This is a genomic window from Ruegeria sp. K7, assembly GCF_056531785.1.
Window position 1 is genome coordinate 295064 of the sequence record NZ_JBQFMJ010000001.1, and the last position, 25917, is coordinate 320980.

28 protein-coding genes are annotated in these 25917 nt (G+C 56.9%); 24 read left to right on the top strand and 4 right to left on the bottom strand.

Features of this window, described 5'->3' with window-relative positions; all coding sequences use genetic code 11:
• Positions 1-65: 65 nt before the first annotated feature.
• Positions 66-797: a FadR/GntR family transcriptional regulator gene (locus ACR0FE_RS01435; RefSeq protein WP_480911376.1), complete on the bottom strand. Its 732-nt coding sequence runs from the start codon at positions 795-797 to the stop codon at positions 66-68.
• A 59-nt stretch (positions 798-856) separates the two neighbouring features.
• Here ACR0FE_RS01435 and ACR0FE_RS01440 point away from each other — a divergent pair, with 59 nt between their 5' ends.
• The 18 genes from ACR0FE_RS01440 (at position 857) to ACR0FE_RS01525 (ending at position 17049) form a co-directional block, all read left to right on the top strand.
• Positions 857-1675, top strand: a complete 819-nt coding sequence (locus ACR0FE_RS01440; protein WP_480910462.1) for a DUF2182 domain-containing protein — start codon at positions 857-859, stop codon at positions 1673-1675.
• Positions 1676-1679: 4 nt separating this feature from the next.
• Positions 1680-2384 (top strand): DUF1326 domain-containing protein, encoded by a 705-nt coding sequence (locus ACR0FE_RS01445; protein ID WP_170615090.1) that lies wholly within the window; start codon positions 1680-1682, stop codon positions 2382-2384.
• On the top strand, positions 2384-2890 hold the full coding sequence (locus tag ACR0FE_RS01450) for a DinB family protein (RefSeq protein ID WP_480910465.1): 507 nt from the start codon (positions 2384-2386) through the stop codon (positions 2888-2890). Before ACR0FE_RS01445 ends, ACR0FE_RS01450 begins: the two co-directional genes overlap by 1 nt.
• Positions 2891-3994, top strand: a complete 1104-nt coding sequence (locus tag ACR0FE_RS01455) for a dimethylsulfoniopropionate demethylase (RefSeq protein ID WP_480910468.1) — start codon at positions 2891-2893, stop codon at positions 3992-3994.
• 95 nt (positions 3995-4089) lie between these two features.
• Positions 4090-5085, top strand: coding sequence for an acryloyl-CoA reductase (gene acuI / locus ACR0FE_RS01460; protein ID WP_480910471.1), 996 nt, complete (start codon positions 4090-4092; stop codon positions 5083-5085).
• Positions 5086-5270: 185 nt separating this feature from the next.
• Positions 5271-5834 (top strand): ribosome recycling factor, encoded by a 564-nt coding sequence (frr, locus tag ACR0FE_RS01465; protein WP_170618994.1) that lies wholly within the window; start codon positions 5271-5273, stop codon positions 5832-5834.
• A gap of 9 nt (positions 5835-5843) precedes the next feature.
• Positions 5844-6575, top strand: coding sequence for an isoprenyl transferase (locus ACR0FE_RS01470; RefSeq protein WP_170615086.1), 732 nt, complete (start codon positions 5844-5846; stop codon positions 6573-6575).
• Positions 6572-7354: a phosphatidate cytidylyltransferase gene (locus tag ACR0FE_RS01475; RefSeq protein WP_170824552.1), complete on the top strand. Its 783-nt coding sequence runs from the start codon at positions 6572-6574 to the stop codon at positions 7352-7354. Before ACR0FE_RS01470 ends, ACR0FE_RS01475 begins: the two co-directional genes overlap by 4 nt.
• A complete protein-coding gene (gene dxr / locus ACR0FE_RS01480; RefSeq protein ID WP_480910476.1) occupies positions 7354-8526 on the top strand; it encodes a 1-deoxy-D-xylulose-5-phosphate reductoisomerase in 1173 nt (390 codons plus the stop codon). Before ACR0FE_RS01475 ends, dxr begins: the two co-directional genes overlap by 1 nt.
• Before the next feature lie 4 nt (positions 8527-8530).
• Positions 8531-9883, top strand: coding sequence for an RIP metalloprotease RseP (rseP, locus tag ACR0FE_RS01485; protein WP_480910479.1), 1353 nt, complete (start codon positions 8531-8533; stop codon positions 9881-9883).
• A gap of 90 nt (positions 9884-9973) precedes the next feature.
• On the top strand, positions 9974-10102 hold the full coding sequence (locus tag ACR0FE_RS01490; protein ID WP_480713544.1) for a hypothetical protein: 129 nt from the start codon (positions 9974-9976) through the stop codon (positions 10100-10102).
• Positions 10103-10229: 127 nt separating this feature from the next.
• Positions 10230-12590, top strand: a complete 2361-nt coding sequence (gene bamA / locus ACR0FE_RS01495; protein WP_170615082.1) for an outer membrane protein assembly factor BamA — start codon at positions 10230-10232, stop codon at positions 12588-12590.
• Between the two features lie 13 nt (positions 12591-12603).
• A complete protein-coding gene (locus tag ACR0FE_RS01500) occupies positions 12604-13188 on the top strand; it encodes an OmpH/Skp family outer membrane protein (protein WP_480440266.1) in 585 nt (194 codons plus the stop codon).
• A gap of 72 nt (positions 13189-13260) precedes the next feature.
• Positions 13261-13734 carry a 3-hydroxyacyl-ACP dehydratase FabZ gene (gene fabZ, locus ACR0FE_RS01505; protein WP_170615080.1) on the top strand — a complete coding sequence of 158 codons (474 nt, stop codon included), beginning with the start codon at positions 13261-13263 and terminating at the stop codon, positions 13732-13734.
• The gene (gene lpxA, locus ACR0FE_RS01510) at positions 13731-14516 is read left to right on the top strand and encodes an acyl-ACP--UDP-N-acetylglucosamine O-acyltransferase (protein WP_170615079.1); all 786 of its coding nucleotides are present in this window, start codon (positions 13731-13733) and stop codon (positions 14514-14516) included. The genes fabZ and lpxA overlap by 4 nt, the downstream gene beginning before the upstream one ends.
• Positions 14517-14520: 4 nt before the next feature.
• A complete protein-coding gene (locus ACR0FE_RS01515) occupies positions 14521-15315 on the top strand; it encodes an LpxI family protein (protein ID WP_480910483.1) in 795 nt (264 codons plus the stop codon).
• Positions 15315-16481, top strand: coding sequence for a lipid-A-disaccharide synthase (gene lpxB / locus ACR0FE_RS01520; protein WP_480910486.1), 1167 nt, complete (start codon positions 15315-15317; stop codon positions 16479-16481). The genes ACR0FE_RS01515 and lpxB overlap by 1 nt, the downstream gene beginning before the upstream one ends.
• Positions 16474-17049 (top strand): hypothetical protein, encoded by a 576-nt coding sequence (locus ACR0FE_RS01525; protein WP_480910489.1) that lies wholly within the window; start codon positions 16474-16476, stop codon positions 17047-17049. The genes lpxB and ACR0FE_RS01525 overlap by 8 nt, the downstream gene beginning before the upstream one ends.
• A 30-nt stretch (positions 17050-17079) precedes the next feature.
• On the opposite strand, the gene mnmA is transcribed toward ACR0FE_RS01525, so the two are convergent.
• A complete protein-coding gene (gene mnmA, locus ACR0FE_RS01530) occupies positions 17080-18225 on the bottom strand; it encodes a tRNA 2-thiouridine(34) synthase MnmA (protein ID WP_480910492.1) in 1146 nt (381 codons plus the stop codon).
• A 129-nt stretch (positions 18226-18354) separates the two neighbouring features.
• On the opposite strand from mnmA, the gene sciP reads away from it, so the two are divergent.
• The 5 genes from sciP to ACR0FE_RS01555 all read left to right on the top strand — a co-directional run bounded on the left by sciP (position 18355) and on the right by ACR0FE_RS01555 (position 24144).
• Positions 18355-18636 carry a CtrA inhibitor SciP gene (gene sciP, locus ACR0FE_RS01535; RefSeq protein ID WP_480910495.1) on the top strand — a complete coding sequence of 94 codons (282 nt, stop codon included), beginning with the start codon at positions 18355-18357 and terminating at the stop codon, positions 18634-18636.
• Positions 18637-18730: 94 nt separating this feature from the next.
• Positions 18731-19447 carry a response regulator transcription factor CtrA gene (gene ctrA / locus ACR0FE_RS01540; RefSeq protein WP_480910497.1) on the top strand — a complete coding sequence of 239 codons (717 nt, stop codon included), beginning with the start codon at positions 18731-18733 and terminating at the stop codon, positions 19445-19447.
• A 122-nt stretch (positions 19448-19569) separates the two neighbouring features.
• Entirely contained in the window at positions 19570-21822 is a 2253-nt protein-coding gene (gene ligA / locus ACR0FE_RS01545) for an NAD-dependent DNA ligase LigA (protein ID WP_480910500.1), read from the top strand.
• Complete coding sequence (gene recG / locus ACR0FE_RS01550) at positions 21819-23909, top strand: ATP-dependent DNA helicase RecG (RefSeq protein ID WP_480910503.1); 2091 nt, start codon at positions 21819-21821, stop codon at positions 23907-23909. The genes ligA and recG overlap by 4 nt, the downstream gene beginning before the upstream one ends.
• Before the next feature lie 112 nt (positions 23910-24021).
• The gene (locus ACR0FE_RS01555; RefSeq protein ID WP_480910506.1) at positions 24022-24144 is read left to right on the top strand and encodes a hypothetical protein; all 123 of its coding nucleotides are present in this window, start codon (positions 24022-24024) and stop codon (positions 24142-24144) included.
• 184 nt (positions 24145-24328) lie between these two features.
• Here ACR0FE_RS01555 and ACR0FE_RS01560 read toward each other — a convergent pair whose 3' ends face one another.
• On the bottom strand, positions 24329-24967 hold the full coding sequence (locus ACR0FE_RS01560) for a MarC family protein (RefSeq protein WP_170615071.1): 639 nt from the start codon (positions 24965-24967) through the stop codon (positions 24329-24331).
• 59 nt (positions 24968-25026) lie between these two features.
• On the bottom strand, positions 25027-25479 hold the full coding sequence (locus ACR0FE_RS01565; RefSeq protein ID WP_170615070.1) for an iron-sulfur cluster assembly scaffold protein: 453 nt from the start codon (positions 25477-25479) through the stop codon (positions 25027-25029).
• Between the two features lie 48 nt (positions 25480-25527).
• Between ACR0FE_RS01565 and hisI the strand changes: the two genes are divergently transcribed.
• Positions 25528-25917 carry a phosphoribosyl-AMP cyclohydrolase gene (hisI, locus tag ACR0FE_RS01570; protein ID WP_480910510.1) on the top strand — a complete coding sequence of 130 codons (390 nt, stop codon included), beginning with the start codon at positions 25528-25530 and terminating at the stop codon, positions 25915-25917.

The window sequence follows — 25917 nt, forward strand, 5'->3', positions numbered from 1 at the left end:
GTCATGCTGCCTGCCCGAGTGTCGTTTTCGTCTGCCTCCTCCGTCAAGCTTTATCTGATGCGAAATCAGGCTGGGTTGCGTCGGCGTTCAGCCACGTCATGGGCCAGTTGCCTCGTGTAGGTTTCCAGCTCGACGAGCGTTCGGTCCACCGCCACCGCATCGCGCGCCTCAATCGAATCGGCGATCCGGTTGTGCAGCGCAATGATCTCTTCCCGGGACCGGGCGGAGAAGGTGATCATGTTCATCAGCGGCTGCATCGCTTCGACCGCACCCGCCAGCTGGTAGGACAAAACCGGATTGCCTGCGGCGTCGACCAAAGCGCGATGAAAGGCAACATCCGAGGCACAAAAAGCTTCATCCGTCAGCCCGGGTTGTGACTGACGATAGATTTCGGCCCGCATCGTGGCCAGGTGGTCCGGGGTGTGACGCTCTGCCGAAAGGGCGGCACAGGCCCGCTCGAGCGCGTAACGGGCTTCGCAGGCGGTGTCGAAACTGACAGCATTCATTGACAGCAACAGGGTCGAGGTGGTGACTTGCTGTGAATAGGCGTCCTCAAAGCTCAGTTTGTTGACAAATGCACCACCCGAAGCGCCACGCTGGGTTCGGATAAGCGATTGCGCGGCGAGCCTTTTGAGCGCCTCGCGCACGGTCGGCCGCGAGACCTTAAACTGTTCCGACAACTCGGCCTCGGACGGCAGGCGCGCGTCGACAATCAACTCACCCGAGACAATGGCGTCGCGAATGGCCTGAGCGATCTGTGCCGACAAGTCTGCCGGTTTTTTGGGATCAACTTTCATGTCCGACACGCCAAAACTCAGTTTTTATTTGTCTGACATTTAAAAGTCTGACATTTGAAATGCAAGGACTGAGTCGGGAGGAGCGAGTGAGTCGCGCAGTTTTACGCAGCGGTCTTTGGCTGAGTTTCTACATCACGATCCTCTGGGCGTGGTGGATGATGTTCTTGATGAGCCGCGACATGGACCTCGATCTGATCGGGCGACCGGGTCCGATGGGCGAGGCGATGCGCGTGATGGACCCGCGCATGGACATGTACATGCCCATGGCGGAATTCGGTCCGCTGTTCTGGATGTGGGCTATCATGATGGCGGCCATGATGCTGCCGACTTTGGTTCCGACGCTGCGCAGTTACGATGATCTTATCCACAGCGCCAATGGAACGCGTGCCGGTTGGGTTGGCGTTTTGGCCGGGTATTTTCTGGTTTGGGTTGGATTTGCCGCCTTTATCGCCGCAGTTCAGCTTTCGCTGCTTTTTGGCGGCATAGTCGACATGCTCGGCATAGCCAAGTCCGGCTATCTCGGCGCTGGACTTATGATCGTTGTGGGCGCTTTTCAGTTCAGTCGCGCTAAAGAGGTGTGTCATGGTGTGTGTCACGCCCCGATGACGTACTTTCTTGGCCACTGGAAAACCGGTTTCTTGGGGGGTCTGCGGATGGGCCTTGGGCTGGGCGCATTTTGTGTCGGCTGTTGCTGGGGCTTCATGGCGCTGGGGTTTGTGGGCGGTGTCATGAGCCTGTTGTGGATGGGTCTGGCGACCCTGTTCATGGTTTTGGAAAAACTACCCCAGATCGGTCACGCGGTCATACGACCGCTGGGGTTCGCATTGATCGCGGGTGGTCTTCTTCTGCTCGTGTATCCTATCATATACGGAGGGTAAGCTTATGGCTAAAAACAGAAAAAAGGATTCCGACAAGCTTCCGATCAGCCAGCGGATCGACAGTCGCATGCCGAACCCCAAACGCCGCGAGATGAGCCCGACGGACTGGTCGATCAAGGGTGAGCTGATCCTGAATTGCTCCTGCGATGTGTTTTGCCCCTGCGTGGTTTCGCTGGGCGCGCATCCCCCGACCGAGGGACACTGCCACGCCTGGATGGGTATCATCATTGATGAGGGGCACTATGAAGGTGAGGACCTGTCGGGCCTGAACGTGGGATTGCTGGTCGATATTCCCGGCCGTATGGGGGAAGGCCAGTGGAAAGTGGCCGCGTATGTGGACGAACGCGCCAGCGGCAAGGCGTATAATGGCTTGCTTCAGATATTCAGCGGGCAGGCCGGCGGAACGACCGGGCTTTTTACAATGCTGGTCAGTGAAATCATCGGGGCCGAGCGTGCTCCGGTCGAGATTGAGCGGGACGGTACCAAACGTCGCATCATGATCGGCCGGAAGATTCAGGGTGAAATTGAAATGCTGGCAGGCAAGGACCCCGAGCATCCGGTGATGGTCTCCAACTCGAAGTATTGGATGGGACCGGACATCATTGTCGCGAAGGGAAACAAATCAAAGGTTCGCGATTATGGCCGGGTCTGGGATTTTGGTGGCAAGTCCGCTGAAATCTGCCCCATCGACTGGCATGGGCCCAAGTGATGATTACAGGTGGCTATGCGCGTCAAATGGCCAGATACAATAGCTGGCAGAACAACCAGTTAAAAGGGTTTCTGCAAGCGCTGCCACAAGAAGAACTGACGCGTGAGCGTGGTGCGTTCTTTGGCTCGATCATGGGAACGGCCAACCATCTTTTGTGGGGTGACTGGATCTGGATTTCGCGCTTTGACAAAGGAACGGGACCCGGTGGCGGGATCCCGGAAAGCACATCTGTCTGCGCTGGTCTGTCCGATTGGCTACCGCTTCGTGAGACTGTTGATGTCCGAATTGCCAAATGGGCCGACGAGTTGGGTGACGACGTCTTGACCGAAGACTTTACCTGGTTTTCAGCCGCAAAAGAAGCTGATGTCACAAAGCCTTACGCGCAATGCGTCATCCACATGTTCAATCACCAGACCCATCATCGGGGACAGTTGCACAAGATGTTGACGGAAGCCGGCTCATCCGCGCCGGTCAGTGATCTGGTTTTTCTGCCGGAGGGTGCCTGAATGGCCCTGATTTCACCGTCACGCCGACTGCGCCGAACACCTTTTTCCGAAGGTGTCGAGGAAGCGGGTGTCAAAGCGTACACGGTTTACAACAGGATGTTGTTGCCGACGGTGTTCGAGTCGCTTGAAACGGATTACCGCCATCTCAAGACTCACGTTCAGGTTTGGGATGTTTCTTGCGAGCGTCAGATCGAGGTTCGCGGTCCTGATGCGGCGCGCCTGCTGCAGATGCTCACCCCGCGTGATCTGAGCGGAATGGTGACCGGTCAGTGCTACTATGTTCCGATCGTGAACCAGGCCGGAGGGATGCTGAACGACCCCGTCGCGCTGAAATTGTCCGAAGACCGCTTTTGGATATCGATCGCGGACAGTGACTTGTTGTTCTGGGTCAATGGCTTGGCGAATGGGCTTGCACTGGATGTTCAGGTTTGGGAACCGGATGTCTCGCCTCTGGCGGTTCAAGGCCCAAAATCTGATGAGTTGATGGCGCGTGTTTTCGGCGACGGGATCCGCGACATCCGGTTTTTCCGGTTCGGCCTGTTCCGGTTTCAAGGGCGCGATCTTTTCATCGCGAGGTCCGGATACTCGAAACAGGGCGGGTTCGAGGTTTATGTAGACGGCAGTGATATCGGTATGCCGCTATGGAACGCCCTTTTCAAAGCCGGGGAAGATCTGCATGTGCGCGCCGGTTGCCCAAACCTGATTGAACGCATCGAAGGCGGGCTTTTGTCTTATGGTAACGACATGACCCACGAAAACACCCCGCATGAATGCGGGTTGGGCAAGTTCTGCAATACGGACGTCGTGACGGAATGTGTGGGTCGGGACGCTTTGGTGACGGCCTCCGAGAAGGGTCCCAAACAGCAGATCCGGCCGGTCGCGATTGACGGCGATCCAGTACCCCCGTGCGACCGGGCCTGGCCAACCTTCAGTGAAGGGAAACGGGTCGGGCAGGTCACATCGGCCGTCTGGTCGCCGGATTTCGGAACAAACGTTGCAATCGGAATGGTACACGCCAGCCATTGGGCAGCGGGTACGGAACTGGAAATTCAAACTTCACGGGGCATGCGCAAGGCGGTTGTTCAGGCCAAATTCTGGGCCTGACGGGCAGGGGCTATGCCCTCGTCACTGCACACCACCCCGAAAAATCTTACCAGGTAAATGCGATATCCTGGCTGTGAAAAGGAAAGGAAAGCACGATGTTCAATGCGTTGGTAATGGAGAAAGACGAAGAAAGCGGGTTGGCCAGTGCGTCGATCAAAGAACTGTCGATTGATGATCTGCCCCATGGCGAGGTTACGGTCGCCGTCGAATACTCGACCATAAATTACAAGGACGGTCTGTGCTTGTCGGCCAAAGGCGGCGGGCTGGTCCGCAGCTATCCGCATATACCCGGCATCGACTACGCAGGAACGGTCGAGACGTCTTCGGACAACAGATACAATCCGGGCGACAAAGTGGTTCTGACCGGCTGGCGCGTGGGTGAGGCCCATTGGGGCGGCTATTCGCAGAAAGCCAACGCACTGGCCGACTGGCTGGTTCCGTTGCCCGATGGGTTGGACGCGCGGCAGGCGATGGCTGTGGGAACAGCTGGTTTCACTGCCATGCTTGCGGTCATGGCGCTGGAGGACCATGGCCTGCAGCCGGGTCAGGGTCCTGTACTGGTCACAGGCGCGGCCGGAGGCGTTGGGTCCGTGGCAACTGCGATACTGGCCAATCTAGGCTATGAAGTTGCCGCAGTAACGGGGCGCGCGGAAGCTGCCGACTATCTGAAATCTCTGGGCGCGACCACGATCGTTCCGCGCGAGGATCTGAACGAGACCACAAAACGCCCGCTGGAAAGCGAGACCTGGGCGGGCTGTATTGATGCGGTAGGCGGTGCGATGCTGGCCCGGGTTCTGGGACAGATGAAATATGGCGCATCGGTTGCCGCGGTTGGTCTGGCCGGTGGGGCGGCCCTGCCTGCGACGGTCATCCCGTTCCTGTTGCGGGGCGTCAACCTGTTGGGCATCGACAGCGTGATGCAGCCTTATGACAACAGGGTGCGCGCGTGGAAACGTATCGCGACAGACCTGCCCATGGAAAAACTGAACGCCATGGTACAGCCTGCGTCTTTGAGCGATTTGCCCAAACTTGGCGCGGATATTCTTCAAGGACAGATTCAGGGCCGTGTTGTCGTTGATGTAAACGCGTGACGCACCCGGTGATTTTCTAACCGGCCAGCGCCAATGCTGGCCGGTTCTTTTGCCGAGGAAACACCTCAAAAATGCCGGAAACACCTCTGGTCATTGGCGCAATTCCGGCTCATCATTGCTATACATCCCATTTGCGATGGCTTAAGACCCATTCCAACAGTACCTGAAAACGGGGAGTGAGCAGCATGTCTGACGATTTTGAACTGGACACTGATGATTTGAAACGCCGCATGGACGGCGCAATGGCAAACCTGAAAACCGAATTTGCTTCCCTGCGGACTGGCCGGGCATCAGCGTCGATGCTGGAGCCGATCATGGTTGATGCCTATGGTTCGCTGACCCCGATCAACCAGGTTGGCACCGTCAATGTGCCCGAACCCCGGATGGTCACCGTGAACGTATGGGACAAATCCCTTGTCGGCAAAGTGGAAAAAGCCATTCGGGAAAGTGGGTTGGGTATAAATCCTCAACTGAACGGCACCATCATCATGCTGCCGATCCCCGAGTTGAACGAAGAGCGTCGTCGCGAACTGGGCAAGGTCGCAGGTCAGTACGCTGAAAGCGCGCGGATCTCCATTCGAAACGTGCGCCGGGATGGAATGGACCAGATCAAGAAGGCCAAGTCCGACGGCATGTCTGAAGACGACCAGAAATTCTGGGAGACCGAGGTGCAGGATCTGACCGATGAGATGATTAAATCGGTCGATACCGCGCTAGAGACCAAACAGGCAGAAATTATGCAGGTCTGAGCCGGAAGAATGCCCAACGATCCCCGCACTCCTATCGCCGCCGGACCGCGCCATGTCGCCATCATTATGGATGGCAATGGTCGTTGGGCACAAGCACGTGGCCGGCCTAGGCTGTATGGACATCACGCAGGTGCACGGCGTGTTCGCGAGGTGGTCGAAGCTTGCCCCGGTCTTGGCGTCAAGTATCTGACCGTATTCGCCTTTTCGACAGAGAACTGGAAGCGAACACAAGTTGAAGTCGCCGGACTGATGAGCCTGTTTCGCCGATACATCATCAAAGAAACGCGAACGCTGAAGGAAAACGGTATTCGCGTTCGCTTTATCGGTGACAGGGTGCGTCTGGATTCCAAGCTGACCAGACTGATGGACTCGCTTGAGGAAGAAACCCGAGACAATGACTTGGTCCATCTCACGGTTGCCCTGAACTACGGCGGGCGGGATGAAGTTGCCCGCGCTACGCAACGTCTGGCGCGCGACGTGGCAGCGGGCCGGTTGCGCCCCGAAGATGTGGATGAAGAAACGCTTCCAAGATACTTGGATACGCATGTTCTTCCGGATCCGGACCTTGTAATTCGCACCAGCGGCGAAGCGCGGATTTCGAACTTTCTTCTGTGGCAGTCAGCCTATTCCGAATATGAGTTCATCGACACGCTTTGGCCGGATTTCACAGCAGCTGAACTTGAACATTTGTGTCGGAACTTTGGCTCGCGCGAGCGCCGCTTTGGCGCAGTTCTCGCATGAGCGATGGTCGATGGTCTGACCTGACGGCCCGAATTCTGTCGGCAGCTGTTCTGGTTGCTATCGGTGCTGTGGAAGTGTGGCTTGGCGGATTGTGGTTCGAAGCATTCATCGCTGCGGCCTGCGCCATCATGACCTGGGAACTGGTTCGCATGATTGATCCGGGTCAAACCGGTCTGGCGGTTCAGTTGGGGATTTTGACCGGGGTTGCCGTTGTTCTCAGCTATCACCTGCCTGCGCTTTACACGTTGCCGTTTTTGCTGGCACCTGCGCTGGTCGGGGCAGGGCAGATCAGTCGGGCAAAAGGGCTTTATGCCGCGTTTGCCTTCTGGATCGCTGCTGCTGGCCTGGGTTTCATCTCGATCCGTGAAACCATGGGTTTTGGCTGGATGGTCTGGCTGATCGCCGTTGTCGTCGCAACAGATGTTGCAGGGTATTTTGTTGGCAAAACGTTTGGCGGCCCTAAGTTTTGGCCCAAGGTAAGCCCGAAGAAAACATGGTCCGGTACGGCAGGCGGTTGGGTTGCGGCAGCCATTGTTGGCGGTGTTGTCGCGATGCAGGCCGGGTTTGGTGTGCTGTTTGTGCTGATTTCGGTGCTGGCGTCGATGGCCAGTCAGGCCGGGGATATCGTGGAAAGCGCGGTTAAACGAAAGTTTGGCGTCAAGGACAGCTCGAACCTGATACCCGGGCATGGCGGCTTTCTTGACCGGTTCGATGGAATGATGGGGGCTGCCTTGTTCGTGTTGATCGCAGGGTTGTTCTACGCCCCCGGGGTTATGTAATGCGCAGGATCTCAATTTTTGGCGCGACCGGTTCCATCGGTCAAAACACCATTGACCTGATCGCCCGGAAACCTTCGTCCTACGATGTTGTTGCGCTGACGGGCGGGGCAAACATCCGACAACTGGCCGAAGATGCGCGCAGGCTCGGCGCTGATTTGGCCGTGACCGCCCATGAGGACCGGCTTGAGGATTTGCGGGACGCCCTTTCCGGCAGCCGGGTTGCGGTCGCGGCAGGCGAAAAAGCACTGGCCGAGGCTGCATCCCGCCCGGCCGACTGGGTGATGTCGGCCATTGTGGGTGCAGCCGGGTTAACTCCGGGCATCGAAGCCCTGAAACAAGGGGCGACGCTGGCCTTGGCAAACAAAGAGACGCTGGTGTGTGCTGGTTCTCTGGTTCTGGAGACTGCGCGCAAACACAACGCGCGCCTGCTGCCTGTGGACAGTGAACATTCGGCCGTGTTTCAGGCGCTGGTCGGAGAAAACATTGAGACCGTCGAACGGGTGATCATTACCGCCAGCGGCGGGGCGTTTCGTGATTGGCCCTTGTCGGACCTGGCCCTCGCGACGGTCGAGCAAGCGTCGAGTCACCCCAATTGGAACATGGGACAACGGATTACCATCGACAGCGCATCGATGTTCAATAAGGCGCTGGAGGTAATTGAAACGAAAGAATTCTTTGGAATAGACCCGGACCAGATCGAAGTTCTGATCCACCCGGAATCGATTGTACATGCATTGGTCGGGTTCAGTGACGGCGCTGTTATGGCCCATATGGGTGCACCGGATATGCGCCATGCCATTGGCTACGCTCTGCACTGGCCCGAAAGGCAGAGCCTGCCGGTCGACCGACTGAACCTGGCACGGCTTGGGCAGCTTCGGTTTCAGGACCCTGACGAATCGCGGTACCCCGCGTTGCGGCTGGCGCGCGAGGTGATGGCCCGTGGGGGTCTTTCCGGTGCTGTCTTCAACGCGGCCAAAGAACGTGCTCTGGACAGATTTATCGCCAAGGACATCGGATTTCTTGAGATGGGCGATACCGTTGCAGCGGTTCTGGACAGATTTGATACAGAAGATGGCCTTATTGATGCCCCTATGACCCTTGATAATGTGCAAAAAACGGACCATCTGGCACGTCAATGGGTCGACGAAGCCATTCTCCAACGAGCAGGATAAACCCTTGGACACTCTTACCCTGATCCCTCAATTCGGCAGCCTGCTGTACACGATTGTTGCTTTTGTGGTTGCACTGTCCGTCATCGTCGCGGTGCACGAATACGGCCATTATATCGTTGGACGTTGGTCCGGCATTCATGCCGAGGTGTTTTCGATCGGATTCGGTCCTGTCCTGTGGAGCCGCATGGACAAGCGCGGGACAAAATGGCAGATCGCCCTGTTGCCGTTCGGTGGTTACGTCAAGTTTCTTGGTGATGCCAACGCTGCTTCGGGCAAGGACGAAGCTGCGATGCACGAAATCACAGAACAAAGCCCTCAAGAAGTACGCCGTACCATGCATGGTGCGCCTTTGTGGGCCCGTGCGGCGACCGTCGCGGCGGGGCCCGCGTTCAACTTCGCGATGTCCATTCTGGTTTTCGGGCTGATCTTCTGGTCTCAGGGTGTTTCACGAGAGCCGTTGACCGTTGGCAAACTCCAACCATTGCCCGGTTCTGTTCAGGAGTTGCGGGAAGGCGATGAGATCATCGCAATTGCCGGTATTCCAACCCCGGAATTCGACGAGGAAATCTCGTGGACCGAGTTTACCGAGTCTCTGCCGGTTGAACCGAGCCTAGAATACACCATCATCCGGGACGGCGAGACACTGAATGTGTCCGCGCCCTGGCTGTTTCCGCCGCTGATCCAGCAGGTTACACCGCGCAGTGCTGCAATGGACATTCAACTGGCATCGGGCGACGTGATTACGTCAGTGGATGGAGACCCCATTTTTGCCTTCGAGCAATTGAAAGAGCGGGTCGAAGGATCTGACGGGCGTGTGCTGTTGCTGAACGTCTGGCGGGACGGCGCCGATCTGGAATTTGCCTTAGCCCCAAGACGTACGGATGAACCTCAGCCGGACGGCGGATTCGTAACGCATTGGCGTATCGGGATCGTTGGCGGGATGATGCTGGAACCGGCTACCGTTCCGGCGGGTTTGTTGGATTCCCTGACGGGCGGTGCACGACAGACTTTGCGCGTGATCAACGGTTCTTTGTCTGGCATCTGGCATATGATTACTGGGGCGATCAGCACCTGCAACATGTCCGGTCCTATCGGTATTGCCGAGACATCCGGAGCAATGGCCAGTCAGGGCGCGCAGAGTTTTGTGTTCTTCATCGCGGTTCTGTCGACGGCCGTAGGCCTTCTGAATCTGTTCCCGATCCCGGCATTGGATGGCGGTCATCTGGTGTTCTACGCGTATGAAGCGGTCGCGGGCAAACCGCCAAGCGACGCAGTCTTGCGGATTCTGATGGGAGTAGGGATCAGTTTGATACTTGGACTGATGCTGTTTTCTGTTAGCAACGACCTGTTCTGCTGAATGTGACGCCCCGCGCACATTGATGCCGCAATCTTGCCCAAATCCATGGCTAAGATTGTTTGGTGTATTGAAAGACAGGCTTAGAGACCGATGCCAAAGACTCTGCAAAAATCCTATCAAGGGTTCAGCGTTCTGTTCATATTGAACTGGGATGTTCTTTTGTGCTTTGGCGCGACAGCTCTGGCGCTTGCAGGTGGGGCATACCTGGCAGGTATGTGATTCTCGCCCAACATGTTGATTGATTTAGACGGCCCGCTGGGCCGTTTTGTGTTTTTGCGCTTTTGACAAGACCCTTCAATCCCGTTACTCAGCATTAAAAGTCTGAAAATTCTGGGTAGTGAAAAAAATGACGGACAGGCGGGGCGTGGGCATATTCTGCGGTGTGAACAAGACTGCAAACAATATTTTGTGGCGCACACTAACGTTTCTTTTTCTTTTTAGTGCAATGAGTTTCGTGGCTGCGCCGCAGACGGCACATGCCCAGAACTTCACGATCAATTCCTTCCAGGTGGAAGGTAACCGACGCATCGAAACCTCGACGATTATCTCGCGGACCGGAATCGAACCGGGTCAAACCGTGACGGCAGGACAGTTGAATGATGCCTATCAGCGATTGCTTGACAGTGGTGTTTTTGAAACAGTCGAACTGACACCGCGCGGGTCGATATTGGTAATCGAGGTTCAGGAATACCCCACGATCAACCAGATCAGCATCGAGGGCAATCGTCGCGTTAAGGACAATGTCCTGATGGATGCGATTTCCTCGCAGCCGCGCAGGGTCTTTACGCCTCAGGTTGCCGAAGCGGACGCGGACCTGATTGCTGATATTTACTCGGCACAGGGTCGCGTTGCTGCAACTGTCATTCCGCGCATTATCCGGCGCAGCGACAACCGTGTCGACTTGGTGTTCGAAATTGCCGAAGGCACAACGATCGAAGTTGAGCGGGTCAGCTTTGTCGGCAACCGCGCATATTCCGACCGGCGCCTGCGCAGGGTTCTGGAGACCAAGCAAGCGAACATCCTGCGGACTTTCCTGCGCGGCGACACGTTTATCGCGGACCGTATCGAATTCGACAAACAGGTTATTCGCGACTTTTACCTGTCGCGGGGCTATGTCGACTTTCGGGTCAACAGCGCAAATGTAGAATTCACCCGCGAACGGGATGCGTTCTTTCTGGTGATGAACATCACCGAAGGCCAGAAGTTCTCGTTTGGAAAAATCACGACTGTCAGCGAAATTCCCGGCGTTGACGCTGCCGCGTACCAGCAAGCCCTGAAAATCAAGCCGGGCGTAACGTATTCGCCTTCTCTGGTCGAAAACTCGATCGCCCGGCAGGAACGGTTGGGTCTGAAGCAGGGCGTTGATTTCCTGCGGGTAGAGCCGCGTGTTACCCGTAACGAGAGAGATCTGACGCTCAACGTCGAATTTGTTCTGACCCGCGGTCCGCGGATTTTTGTCGAACGGATCGACATTGAAGGAAACACGACGACCTTGGACCGTGTGATCCGCCGTCAGTTCGATACCGTCGAAGGTGATCCGTTCAACCCCCGCGAAATTCGCCAGAGCGCCGAGCGTATTCGTGCCCTTGGTTTCTTCGCAACGGCGGATGTGGAACCTCGTGAAGGGTCATCGCCCAGTCAGGTCATCGTTGATGTGGACGTCGAAGAACAGCCAACCGGCTCTCTCAGCCTTGGCGGTAGTTTCTCGGCCGCTGACGGATTTGGTATTGCGATCGGTCTGAACGAATCCAACTTCCTGGGACGCGGACAGAACTTGGGTCTTTCGCTTTCAACCGCGCAGGATTCGGAACAATACGTCATCAACTTTTCCGAACCCTATCTGTTGGGCCGGAAGCTGCGCTTCGATCTAGGCCTTGGTCTTTCGACAACCAATTCGAGCTTTGCAAGCTATGACACCGACACAGTCTTCTTCACCCCGCAAATCAGCTATGCGATTGGCGAACTTTCGTCGCTGAGCCTGCGTTACAGCTGGGACCGCAGTGAAATGACGCAGCAGGACAACCAGATCAACGGTGCCGTGATTGCCTCGGAAATTGCGCAAGGGGAACGCAGCAGCAGTGCCTTGGGTATTTCCTATGTGTATGACAGCCGGCTCGCCGGTCTGAATCCAAACGCTGGTGTCCTGTTTGAGGTCGGTGTGGACGCGGCCGGACTTGGGGGCGACGACAAGTTCATCAAATCGACCGCGCGCGGCATTGCCCAGACACGTGTTCTGAGCGAAGAGGTCGTCCTGCGCGCTTCACTGGAAATGGGCGCATTCCATTGGAGAGGCAACGATTTCAGCCGAACCGTGGATCGCTTTGTTCTTGGCCCAAGTACCTTCCGCGGCTTCGATCCGGCTGGTATCGGCCCGCGCGATCTGTCGAACGGTCAGGATGATGCGATTGGCGGCAACTATTACTGGGTGGCCCGCTTCGAATCTGATTTCCCGCTTGGCCTCCCCGAAGAACTGGGCCTGCGCGGTGGTGTTTTCTACGACGTCGGCAACCTCTACAACATCGACAACGTCAATACCGCAGGGGCGAATATCGTCGGTGCTGATGGCTCAATTCGCCATGTTCTGGGCGTGTCAGTTCTTTGGGATACACCGTTTGGCCCATTGCGCTTTAACTTCTCCAAAGCACTCAAAAAGGAAGACTTTGACCAGGAGCGCAGCTTTGACCTGACCATTCAGGCTCAGTTCTGATCCTTTGATGGTCATGCGGTTTATTCCAGACATTCAGGGCCCGGTTCGGGCCCTTTTTGTCATTCTGCTTTTGCTTGGCGGAGTTGCAACGCAAGGTACGGCACAGCAACTGGGTGTGCCGCAATCTGGTGTTTTGACATTGTCCAGCGAACGCCTTTTCGCTGGGTCAGAATTCGGTCAGCGCATCCTGCGCGAAATTGACGCCGAAAGTGCCTTGTTGGCGGAAGAAAACGAACGAATCGTTGCCGAATTGAGCAAGGAAGAAAAGGAACTGACGGAAAGGCGGTCGACGTTGACAGCCGAAGAGTTCCGGCCACTTGCCGAAGCGTTCGATGATAAGGTGCAATCCCACCGCGAAGGACAGCGGGCCAAACTTGATGCGCTCGCCCGCCGGAGCGAAAACTCCCGCAAGCTGTTTTTCGAGATGGTACAACCGGTTCTGGTCGACCTCTTGCGAGAGACCGGGGCATCGGTAATCCTCGAACAGTCGAATGTTTTGTTCCGCGCGGAGTCGTCCGATATCACCAACATGGCCATCCGTCGGATCAATGCGATGATCGGCGATGGTAGAAGATTGGATAACAAGGCAAGCGAATAGGCTTGCTTGCCCTTGTTCGCGGGTCTTGCTAACCACTCGAAAAAGAGAAATCCACGAAGGGACTCGTTTACCATGACGACGGAAACCAAGAGCGCCGACATTCAGTTGATCCAGCGGATCCTTCCGCATCGCTATCCGTTTCTGCTGGTCGACAAGGTGGTAGACATTTCCGGCTATCAGTCCGCGGTCGGCGTCAAGAACGTCACCATGAACGAGCCTCATTTTCAGGGCCATTTCCCTGGAACGCCGATCATGCCGGGGGTGACGATTGTCGAGGCAATGGCCCAGACCGCCGGTGTCATGCTGGGTGTCGGAATGGATGTCATCGACAGCGAGCTGCTGATCTATTTCATGAACATCGACAAGTGCAAATTTCGCCGGAAAGTGGTTCCCGGAGATGTGCTCGAAATGCACGTTGAAACCGTGCGTGGCAAAAAGGGCGGCAAGATCTTCAAATTCAGCGGTCGGGCAACCGTAGATGGCGAGGTTGCGGCCGAGGCTGAGTTTTCCGCCTATGTCGACTGGGACATGGAAAAAACAACATGAGCCGCATCCATCCCAGCGCAATCATCGAAGACGGCGCGCAGATTGGGCAGGACTGTGCCATCGGTCCGTTCTGTTATGTCGGTCCGCAGGTCAAACTGGCAGATCGCGTGGAACTGAAATCGCATGTTGTCGTGACCGGCGATACGTCGGTTGGCGAGGATACCGTTATCTTCAATTTTTCGGTCATCGGTGAGATACCGCAGGATCTGAAGTTCGGTGGCGAAAACACCCGGCTGGAAATTGGTCAGCGGAACCGCATTCGCGAACATGTGACAATCAACACCGGAACAGATGGTGGTGGCGGTGTTACGCGGGTAGGCGACGATTGTCTTTTGATGGCGGGTGTTCATGTGGCGCATGATGTGCAGATCGGCAATCGGGTCATCATGGTCAACCACGCCGGGGCTGCAGGGCATTGCATTGTCGAAGATGACGTAATCGTCGGCGGCATATCCGGTTTGCACCAATGGGTCCGCGTTGGTCGCGGTGCCATTATCGGGGCGCTGACAATGGTCGCCAACGACGTAATTCCATATGGACTTGTTCAGGCACCTCGTGGCGAACTCGACGGGTTGAACCTCGTTGGTTTGAAACGCCGGGGCGTTCCGCGCGAAGATATCGCCGCCTTGCGCGCGGCTTTCCGCGAGCTGTCGAGCGGCGAGGGGACGTTCATGGACCGGGCCCACCGGATCGGCGAAGGCAACAACAGTGAGTATGTGCGGCGCATCGTCGATTTCGTGACCGGACACAGTGACCGTTCATTCCTGACACCGGGGAAGTAGGACCGTGCTGGCTCTGATCGCAGGAACCGGGAAATTGCCGACCGAGGTGTTGAGCCATTTGCCCGAGCGCCCTGTGATCTGTGCGCTCGAGGGCTTTCTGCCTGATGACCTGACGCCAGACATCGTTTTCCCTATAGAGCGGTTCGGCAGTTTCATTGCTGATATTCAAACCCGTGGAGTGACCGAGATTTGCATGGCCGGCGCGGTGCGTCGCCCGAACATTGATCCTTCGCGGATCGATGCGGCGACGATGCCATTGGTTCCGGTTATTCAGAAGGCAATTGTCTCTGGCGACGACGGCGCGTTGCGCGCTGTGATCAGTATTCTGGAAGACAGTGGGCTTTCGGTTCGTGCGGCACAGGATCTCGCGCCTGAACTGTTGCCCCCGTTGGGATGTTTGACCGAAACCCAGCCTTCTGATGCGGATCTGGCGGATGCGGACCGCGCTGCCGGGATCGTGCGGGCCATGGGAGCGGCCGACATTGGTCAGGCCTGCGTGGTTTCCAAGGGCCAGGCCCTGGCGGTTGAGGGGATTTTCGGAACCGCCTGGATGCTGCAATCCCTGACCCAAAGGCCGGATGCGGGTGGCGGCATTCTGTACAAAGCCCCAAAACCCTCTCAGGATCATCGTGTTGATCTGCCTGCGATCGGACCTGATACTGTGTCAGATGCGGTTGCGGCAGGTCTGTCGGGGATCGTTATCGAAAAAGGCGGGGTCATCGTCCTTCAACGCGACCGGGTCGTCGAGGAATGCGACCGGCTGGGTCTTTTCCTTTTCGTTCGTGAGCGGTCGGTCTGATGCGCGTGTTTCTGGTCGCCGGTGAACCCTCGGGCGACCGGTTGGGCGGCGCGTTGATGGAAGGGTTGAAGACGCTTGTCCCGGATGTCGAATTCGACGGGGTAGGCGGCCCTTTGATGCAGGCGCAGGGATTGAACAGCCGATTCCCAATGTCAGAACTGTCTGTCATGGGCCTGGTTGAAGTGCTGCCGAAGTTCTTCCACCTCAAACGCCGCATTGCCGAAACCGCACAAGCGGTTCTGGATACGCAGCCTGATGTGCTGATTACCATCGACAGCCCGGATTTCTCGCTTCGTGTGGCCAAGCTGGTGAAGGCGGGCAGCAACATTCGCACCGTTCACTATGTTGCGCCTAGCGTTTGGGCTTGGCGTCCCGGTCGGGCCGACAAAATGGCCAAGGTCATCGACCACGTTCTGGCCTTGTTGCCGTTCGAGCCGCCATACATGACAAAGACCGGCATGGAATGCGATTTCGTCGGCCATCCAGTCGTCAACGAACCCATTGCTACGGATACGGACATATCGGAATTCCGAAGCGCCTATGATCTGGGAGAAGCACCGATCCTGCTGGCGCTTCCCGGATCACGCCGCGGGGAAGTCGAACGGCTTGCCCCGGTGTTTGGTGAATCCCTGAGTTTGTTTTTGCGCGATCATCCGGACATGCGCGTCGTGGTCCCGGCAGTTGCGCACATCGTCGATACGGTGCGCGATCAGATCCGATCATGGCCGGGCGAACCCGTAGTGATCGACCCACGCGAGCTAGAGGCGGATCAGGCGGCGTCTCGCAAACGTGCTGCGTTTTCAGCGGCAGATGTCGCACTGGCCGCGTCTGGCACGGTGTCGCTGGAACTCGCTGCGCAATCCACCCCAATGGTCATCGCCTATAAACTGACCTGGCTGACCCAGAAGATGGCCGAACGCATGGTCAAGCTGGATACGGTGACTTTGGTCAATCTGGTGTCAGACACCCGCACTGTGCCCGAATGCCTTTTGGACGATTGCCGCCCCGACAAGATTGCCGCAGCCTTGTCAAAGGTCATGGAAGTACCAGAGGCTCAGCAGGAGGCTATGGCCCTCACGATGGACCGTCTTGGGCGGGGTGGAGAGGCTCCGGGATTGCGTGCGGCCCGCGCCGTGCTGGCACGGATGCGAAACGGGCATGATTGATCACGCTCTGTTTGCACTGTCTGCGGGAATCGCGCAGGTCTCGACAAATCTGGACAACCTTGCGGTGCTGTTCGGTCTGATCGTTGTCATGGGCCGACGTCGTCCGGTCGTGGGGTTCGCCGTCGCGCAAACCGTCGTTCTTCTACTGGCAACCGCCGTCGCCATCGGGCTGAGCCACAGCACATATCCAACGACTATTGGATACCTTGGCATTGTACCACTTGCCTTGGGTATCCGGGGCATCTGGTTGCAGATTTCCGGGCGAGGAAAAACCGACGCCCAGCCGCAAGGGGCCGTGATCTCGGTTGTTCTGTTGTTTCTCAGCCTGTCCATAGACACGTTTGCAGTCATGACACCGCTTCTTGCGGAATCCTCGGCCTCATACAGATGGGCAGGGCTGTTTGGTGCTGTCACCGCCGCTTGTCTACTGACAGGAGTTGCGGCCTGGGGGGCACCTAAGGCCAAATTGTTTGCACCCAGAATGGCCCGGCTGGACCGGATCGCACCCTATATTATGGTCGCGGTCGGTCTGTATATTCTTCTCAATACCGGGACGGATGCCCTTTAGGCCCCAGACAGACTGAGGCCAGAAGCCACGTTAGTATCCCCGCCAGATCCATCCGCCGCCAAAAATGCGGCTTCCATCTGTTTCATAGAACACACAAGCCTGACCGGGCGAGATGCCTTCTTCCGGGGTCAGCAATTCCACCTCGGCGGTCGTGTCCGACAGTGGCCTGACAATCGCTTCGCGCGGTGGGCGGGTCGAACGAACCTTGACCGAGACATGCCATTCTTTTTGTGACGTGAACGGCTGGTCCCCCAGCCAGTTGATCTCGCGTACGGGAACGGTACGTGTGGCCAGCATTTCCTTGGGACCAACAACAACCTGTTTCTTGTCCACGTCCAGTTTGACGACATAAAGCGGTTCGCTCAGCCCACCGATGCCCAGCCCACGCCGCTGGCCAATGGTGTAGTGAATGACGCCGTTGTGTTGTGCCAGAACGCGACCGTCCGCATGAACAATTTCACCCGGTTCGGCAGCTCCGGGGCGCAGCTTTTCGATCACGCCGGCATAGTTTCCATCAGGAACAAAACAGATGTCCTGACTGTCAGGTTTATCTGCAACGGACAAGCCATACTGCGCGGCCATCTCGCGGGTTGCGTCCTTGGAAGGCAGGTGCCCCAAAGGGAAACGCAGGAAATCCAGTTGTTCCGGCGTGGTCGAGAACAGGAAATAAGACTGATCGCGGTTTGCATCTTCAGCGCTGTGCAGCTCGGGCCCATTGGGACCAACCTTGCGCTGGATGTAGTGGCCGGTTGCCATGCAGTCGGCCTCGAGATCCTTAGCGGTTTCCAGCAGATCCTTGAATTTCACACGCTCATTGCAACGAATACAGGGAACGGGCGTTGCGCCCGCCAGATAACTGTCAGCGAACTCGTCGATCACTGCGTCTTTGAAGATGTTTTCGTAGTCCAGCACGTAATGCGGGAAGCCCCGCTCTTCGGCCACGCGACGTGCATCGTGAATATCGATACCGGCACAACAGGCACCCTTCTTGGCCAGTGCCGCGCCGTGATCGTAAAGCTGCAGCGTTACGCCCACGACGTCATACCCCTGATCAGCCAGATAGGCGGCCACAACAGAGCTGTCCACACCACCGGACATGGCCACGACCACCCGGGTTTCCGAGGGCGGTTTGGCAAATCCAAGCGAGTTCAGCGGTGTCTCGGTATCGAGGGCCATGGCATTTCCAGTGCGGATTAAGAAAGACCGGCAGAATATAGGAAAATTCTAGACACTCTCAAGGGGCGGTTTCATGTGGCTTTAAGTATGCTGGGCGCAGCTTTGTCGCAGCAGAAAGTGAGGCGAACGATGTATTTGCACAAAGTTGAGGGGCCAAGATCGGTAACCCTGCCGGATGGAACGGTTTTATCACGGGCTGATCTGCCTCCGGCGGAAACGCGCCGCTGGGTCGCCTCGCGCAAGGCAACTGTCGTTCGGGGCGTTGTGTATGGGCTGATTACCCTATCGGACGCAAAGAAACGATATGGAATCAGTGACGAGGAATTCAATGGGTGGGTCGCCGCCGTCGCAGACTACGGGGTGGACGCATTAAAAGTGACAGCGTTAAAAAATATAGACAACCCAAGGTAGAGCATGAATAAATGATTCAACGGTAACACCGGGTTAACTATTTTTGATCAAGGTTGAATTGAAATTGCAATATTGACCTGAATTGGAGCAGTGAATGCGTATACTTCTTGTCGAGGATGATCCGACAACGTCCAAAAGCATCGAACTGATGCTGACACATGCCAACCTGAACGTTTACGCAACGGATCTCGGCGAAGAAGGCATCGATCTGGCAAAGCTTTATGACTACGACCTGATATTGCTGGACCTCAACCTGCCGGACATGACCGGACATGAAGTGTTGCGGCAACTGCGGATTGCTCGGGTCGAAACTCCGATCCTGATACTGTCGGGCGCGGACGATACCGAAAGTAAAATCAAAGGGTTTGGTTTTGGTGCCGATGACTATCTGACCAAACCTTTCCATCGTGAAGAATTGGTCGCCCGTATTCACGCGATCATCCGGCGCTCGAAGGGGCATTCGCAGTCCGTCATTCACACCGGACGCGTCGCAGTCAACCTCGACGCAAAAACTGTTGAGGTGGAGGGGAAAGCGGTTCACCTGACAGGCAAAGAATATCAAATGCTCGAACTGCTGAGCCTTCGAAAGGTAACAACCCTGACAAAGGAGATGTTTCTAAATCATTTATACGGCGGAATGGACGAACCGGAACTTAAGATCATTGATGTCTTCATTTGCAAGCTACGCAAGAAACTGAGCAATGCAACCGGAGGTGAAAATTACATCGATACGGTTTGGGGGCGGGGCTATGTTTTGCGCGATCCGCAAAACAACAGCCTCGATGAAACCCGAATGGCAGTCGGCGCCTGAGCGAAATCTGAAAATGCCGCTGCCGGTTCAGGGCGGCACCCTCACTCACGAACAGCACGACTGGACCTGGCCATGACCTCGCCCTATCACTGGGGTCCAAGATCACGTGACAGGGCGAGGCCATGAGCAACTCCATTCCGGTAACCGACCTGACAGAACAGGAAGCGCAGGAAGAACTGGCGCGCCTTTCTGACCTTCTGCTGCGCGCCAATACCCGATACCACACAGAAGATGCGCCTGAGATTTCGGATGCGGAGTACGACCGGCTCAAGCGCAGAAACGCAGAAATCGAAGCGCGGTTTCCGAACCTGAAACGTCCGGACAGCCCAAGCGAACAGGTTGGTGCGCGCGTCGCTGAAGGGTTTTCCAAAGTTGCACATTCTGTGCGGATGATGTCGCTGGGCAATGCCTTTGACGACGAAGACGTCAGGGATTTTGATCGTTCGATCCGGAAATACCTGGGGTTGCGGGATGATGCGCCGCTTGCCTTCACTGCAGAACCGAAGATTGACGGTCTGTCCTTGTCCTTGCGGTATGAGGGTGGAAAATTGGTTCAGGCCGCAACGCGTGGCGACGGTGAGGTGGGCGAGAACGTAACCGAAAACGCGCGCACGATTTCGGACATTCCTCAAACCATTGAAGACGCACCCGAAGTTCTCGAGGTTCGGGGTGAGGTCTACATGTCACACGTCGATTTCGACGACCTGAATGCGCGTCAGTCACAGGCTGGCGACAAAACATTTGCCAATCCCCGCAACGCCGCGGCCGGGTCTTTGCGTCAGTTGGATGCCTCAATTACTCGGACGCGCCCGTTGCGGTTCTTTGCCTATGCCTGGGGCGAATCGTCGGAACCTTTGGCCGACACGCAAATGGCCGCAATTGAACGTCTTGCAGGTTTCGGGTTCGCCACAAATACGCTGACCCGGCTGTGTGAAACAACCGGTCAGATGCTGGACCATTATCGGGACATCGAGGCGCAACGCGCAACGCTTGGCTATGACATCGACGGCGTTGTTTACAAGGTGAACGAACTGGCGCTTCAGGCCCGGCTTGGGTTTCGGTCGACCACACCACGCTGGGCGGTGGCGCACAAGTTTCCCGCAGAACTGGCCTGGACCCGGCTTGAGGCCATCGATATTCAGGTCGGCCGTACCGGCGCACTTAGCCCCGTGGCCCGGCTGCACCCAGTGACGGTTGGCGGGGTCGTCGTCTCCAACGCGACGCTGCACAACGAAGACTACATAGCCGGGCGCGATGCAAAAGGCGGAACAATCCGAGATGGCAAAGATATTCGGGTTGGCGACTGGGTTCAGGTCTATCGGGCAGGCGATGTGATCCCAAAAGTTGCCGACGTGGATCTGTCAAAGCGTCCCGTCGTCTCTGTTGTTTTCGAATTTCCAACACGGTGCCCTGAATGCGGAAGCGAAGCGATCCGGGAGGATGGGGATGCGGTTCGCCGCTGTACGGGAGGTATGATTTGCCCGGCACAGGCCGTTGAAAAGCTGAAGCATTTCGTATCTCGCAAGGCTTTCGATATCGAAGGTCTGGGCGCCAAACAGATCGAAATGTTTCATGACGACCCGACGCTACCGATCAACACACCCGCGGATATCTTCACTCTGAAAGAGCGTGACGCCAAAAACCTGGCGCGGTTGAAAAACAGGGATGGGTGGGGCGAGACCTCGGCCGGAAATCTGTTTGAAGCGATTGAGGAGAAGCGCACGATCCCGTTGGCGCGACTACTGTTTGCGCTGGGGATACGCCACGTTGGTGAAGTGGGCGCACGGGATCTTGCGTTGTTCTATCGGGATTGGGAAGCGATGGCGCAGGCCATTGATGCAGCCCGGCCGGCTGCCCTGGCCCAACGCGCTGCGGATGAAGCAGAGGAGGCTGAGCGCCAAGCCGCGACAGCCGGCAACCGAAGAGCACGGATCAAGGAAGCGCGCGATGCCGCGATAACCGGGTTGGATATCCCGAAGACGGCTGCACAGGCCTGGTCCGATCTGACCGGCATTGACGGCATCGGTGCGACTTTGGGGCTGTCCTTGTCCGATGCTTTCGCAAACTCGGAAGAGCGTCAGGCGTTTGACGATTTGCGCAGACACCTGACGATCATACCACCGGAGGCCCCGGCATCCGACAGCCCGGTTGCCGGAAAAACGGTTGTATTCACCGGAACGCTTGAAAAGATGACGCGTGCGGAAGCTAAAGCTCGGGCAGAAGCGTTGGGTGCCAAGGTTTCAGGTTCGGTCAGTCAGAAAACCGACCTGCTTGTGGCAGGTCCCGGCGCGGGGTCAAAGGCCAAGAAAGCGGCGGATCTTGGGATTACGACGTTGGATGAAGACGGCTGGCTGCAGCTGATCGGGGATGCATGAGCGGCCGCCCTGAACCCCTGTTCCCACTTTTCGCCCGGCTTGAAACACTTGAAGGTGTGGGTCCGAAAACAGCTCAGTTGTTGGGGCAGATCGGAATCGAGTCACCTCGTGACGTTTTGTTTGCTCTGCCATATGCCGTCATCGACCGGCGGCGGCGTGACACTATTCAGGGTGCAAACCTGCCAACAACACTGACGGTCGAGGTCACGGTCGGCACGCATCGCCCCCCAAGAACGAAAGGCGGCGCGTATCGTATTCACGTCGAGGACAGTCAGGCCGATTTCCAACTGGTGTTTTTTCACGCGCGTGGCGACTACCTTACAAAAATTCTGCCGCCAGGGGCACGCAGGTTGGTGTCAGGTAAACTGGAGCTGTTCGACGGAATGGCGCAAATGGTACACCCCGATCACGTGGTTTCGCCGGAACAGGCCGGAGAGCTGCCGGAGTTTGAACCTGTCTATCATCTGACCCAAGGCGTGACCCAGAAGACCGCATACAAGGCGGCGCAAAGCGCCTTGGCCCGCGCACCGGATTTGGACGAATGGATCGATCCGGCTCAGGTGGCGCGTCAGAACTGGCAGGGCTGGAAAACGGCCATCCAGTCGGCACATCATCCGCAAGGGGCAGATGACGTGGCAATGTTTGCACCCGCGCGTGAGCGTCTGGCTTATGACGAATTGCTGGCCCATCAGTTGACGCTGGCCCTGGCCCGAAGCCGGGAAAGGAAGTCGCGCGGGATTGTCAGCCGGGCAACCGGCGTTTTGCAATCGAAGGTGCTGAGCAGCCTGCCATATCGCCCCACAGGTGCACAATTGCGGGCCATCGAGGAGATTTCCGCCGACATGGCGTCAGCCGCACGAATGAACCGTTTGCTGCAGGGGGATGTTGGCGCCGGCAAAACGTTGGTCGCTTTCATGGCGTTGCTGATCGCGGTCGAGGCCGGCGGGCAGGGCGTCATGATGGCGCCGACCGAGATTCTGGCGCGGCAGCATCTGGAGGGATTGCGCCCACTCGCTGACGAGGCCGGTGTCGTGCTGGAAATCCTGACCGGACGGGACAAAGGCGCTGAACGCAAAGCCAAGCTGGCCGCGCTGAGAAAGGGTGATATTCAGATACTTGTCGGCACACATGCCGTTTTTCAGGGCGATGTGGAATTCAAAGCCCTGCATTTGGCCATTGTGGATGAGCAGCACAGGTTTGGTGTGCGCCAGCGAATGGAATTGTCGGACAAGGGGAAGGGCGCCGATGTCCTTGTCATGACCGCCACGCCGATTCCGCGCAGTCTGGCGCTCGCGCAATACGGAGACATGGATGTCTCGGTGCTGGATGAAAAGCCGCCCGGACGCAAGCCTGTCAAAACAGCCGTTGTCAGCACGCAACGCATGGATGAGGTTGTGGCCCACCTGAGGCACGCCATCGATGAAGGCAGGCAGTGCTACTGGGTCTGCCCGCTGGTGGACGAATCCGAGGTTTCAAACCTGACTGCAGCCGAGGAACGTTTCAAGCGGCTGCGCGCCATATTGGGGGATGGCGTGGTCGGATTGGTGCATGGACAAATGCCCCCGGCCGAAAAAGACGCCGCGATGGATGCCTTTCAATCTGGCAACACCAAGGTTCTGGTAGCAACGACGGTGATCGAGGTGGGCGTAAACGTTCCAAATGCTACGATCATGGTAATCGAACGCGCCGAGATTTTCGGGCTGGCGCAACTGCATCAATTGCGTGGGCGGGTCGGCAGGGGCCAGGACGCATCCACCTGTCTGTTGATGTATCAACCACCGCTGAGCGACGGCGGGCGCAAACGTCTTGAAGTCTTGCGCGAGACTGAGGACGGGTTTCGCATATCTGAGACCGACCTGCAGATGCGAGGAGCCGGGGATCTGATTGGAACCGCGCAATCCGGTTTGCCGAAGTTCCGTATTGCCGATCTGGAACGTCAGGCCGGATTGATGGCGGTTGCCCAGTCAGACGCCAGGGCATTGCTGTCTGCGGATCCGGATTTGACGTCAGACCGGGGCAAGGCCGCGCGAGTTCTGCTATGGCTGATGAAACAGGATCAGGCCATCCGTTTGATTTCAGTAGGTTAGGTGAGAAGTTCCATTTAGTTCACAAATGTTCTCAAAAAGTTCTTTACCGACTCGAAAAAATATGAGAACAAAAGGTCAACAAAGGATTAAAGCCCTGACCGGAGGTGAACCCATGCTGACCCAGATCAAATCCGCCATTACCCGCTCGCAAGCCACACTTGTTCAGGATGCGGCGGGCGCGGTGTCACTGGTCGTCATGCTGTTGGTTGCCCTTCACCTTCCCGTGGGTTTCTAAGCCTTTCTGCCTGCGATCTCGTGCCGATTAAGCCGCGCTTGTTTCCCCATTTCAGTCAAGGGTGACCTGCCTGTCCCAATTCCCTTGAGGGGCCATGCCTCGGCCCCACGCGGATATCCGGACCCCCACGAGAAACGCATTACCTGCCGCCGCCCTTTCCGCCCGGAAGGTGCGGCGGTTTTTTTTACAACTGGCCCGTTCTGAAGATTTCCATCAGCGCCGATAGAACTGAATTGACCGCAACCGAGGCCAGGATCATTCCCATGACGCGACTGATGATGGCCGATCCGGAATGCCCGATGACACGGATGATGGGGTCGGCCAACAACATCAATACCGCGGCGATTGCCAAAACCACCAGCATCACCAGCGCAGTAATTCCCTGATCCGCAAAGCTGTATCGATTGTTGTCGGTTAGAATGACGACAGCCAGCATTGCGCCGGGTGACGCCAAGGACGGCACCGCCAGTGGAAAGATTGCCGGGTTGGGTTTACTTGTGCTGATTGCAGAATCCTCTTCGACCAGGCGCTGATCGGTTTCCGATTTACTTTCCCCGAAAATCATCGTCAGCGCGAACAGGAACAGGATGATCCCCCCGGCCACCTGAAACGAGTTCAGGCCGATATCCAGCGCTTCGATCAGCAATTGACCGAACACAAGAAAAAACAGCAACACACCGGCGCTGATCAACGCAGCGAGTAATGCCGTCTTGCGACGAGCCGAAGCCTCGATGCCCGCCGTGACGGCAACAAAGACTGGAATTGTACCGATCGGGTCGATCACAACCCAAAGGGTCACGAAATGCTCAAGTAAATTATCCAAAACTCTCTCTCCCCAATTTCAGCCCGGAGACTAGAGAGATTTTCGAAAAAATACCACGTTCAGGCGCAGTTGGCCTGTTCTGCTTTTTCCATCGCCTCGGCCGTCGCGTCCAGCGCCAGTAAGATCGAGGCATGCCGGTTCTTGTAATCGCGGGCAGGCATCAGCACCTCAAGCCCGTCAAACGGCGCGTCGGGAGCAGGGCCTGCTTTTTTCAACATTGCCGACAGCTGTTCGCGCGCCAGTTCCACCTGCGCCCGGGTCGCGCCAATAATGGCCTGACCCACAACCGAAGCAGAGGCTTGCCCAAGCGCGCAGGCTTTCACATCCTGTCCAAAATCAGAAATCCGCCCATCGCGCAGTTTGACGTCAACGGTGACAGTGGACCCGCACAACGGAGACCTTTTCTTGACGCTCGCGTCCGGGTGATCCAGCCGGTCCAAATGCGGAATATCCGATGCAAGCGCCAGAATGCGGCCGGAATAGAGCTTGATTAGATCGTTCTCGCCGGACATGGCTTTCCCTCATTGGCTGTTCCCCATACATAGTGGCCAGCCCTCGGGATGCAAAAGGTTTTTGTCATGTCTGAAACACCCGTCTTTGATCCGTCCAACCTGAAATACAACGAATCCGGTCTGGTCCCCGCCATCGCTCAGGATGAGCAGACAGGCGACGTTCTGATGATGGCATGGATGAACGCCGACGCCATTCAGCGCACGCTGGATTCGCACCGCGTTACGTATTGGTCCAGATCCCGTCAGTCCTTCTGGGTCAAGGGTGAAACCTCGGGGAACGTCCAGGAACTGGTGGATTTCCGGGTCGATTGCGACCGGGATTGCCTGTTGGTTCTTGTGCGCCAGACAGGACCGGCTTGTCATACCAACAGGCGCAGTTGTTTCTACACAGCCGTAAGAGATGGTGAGGAAGTCGAATTGATGGCCCCGATGTCGTAG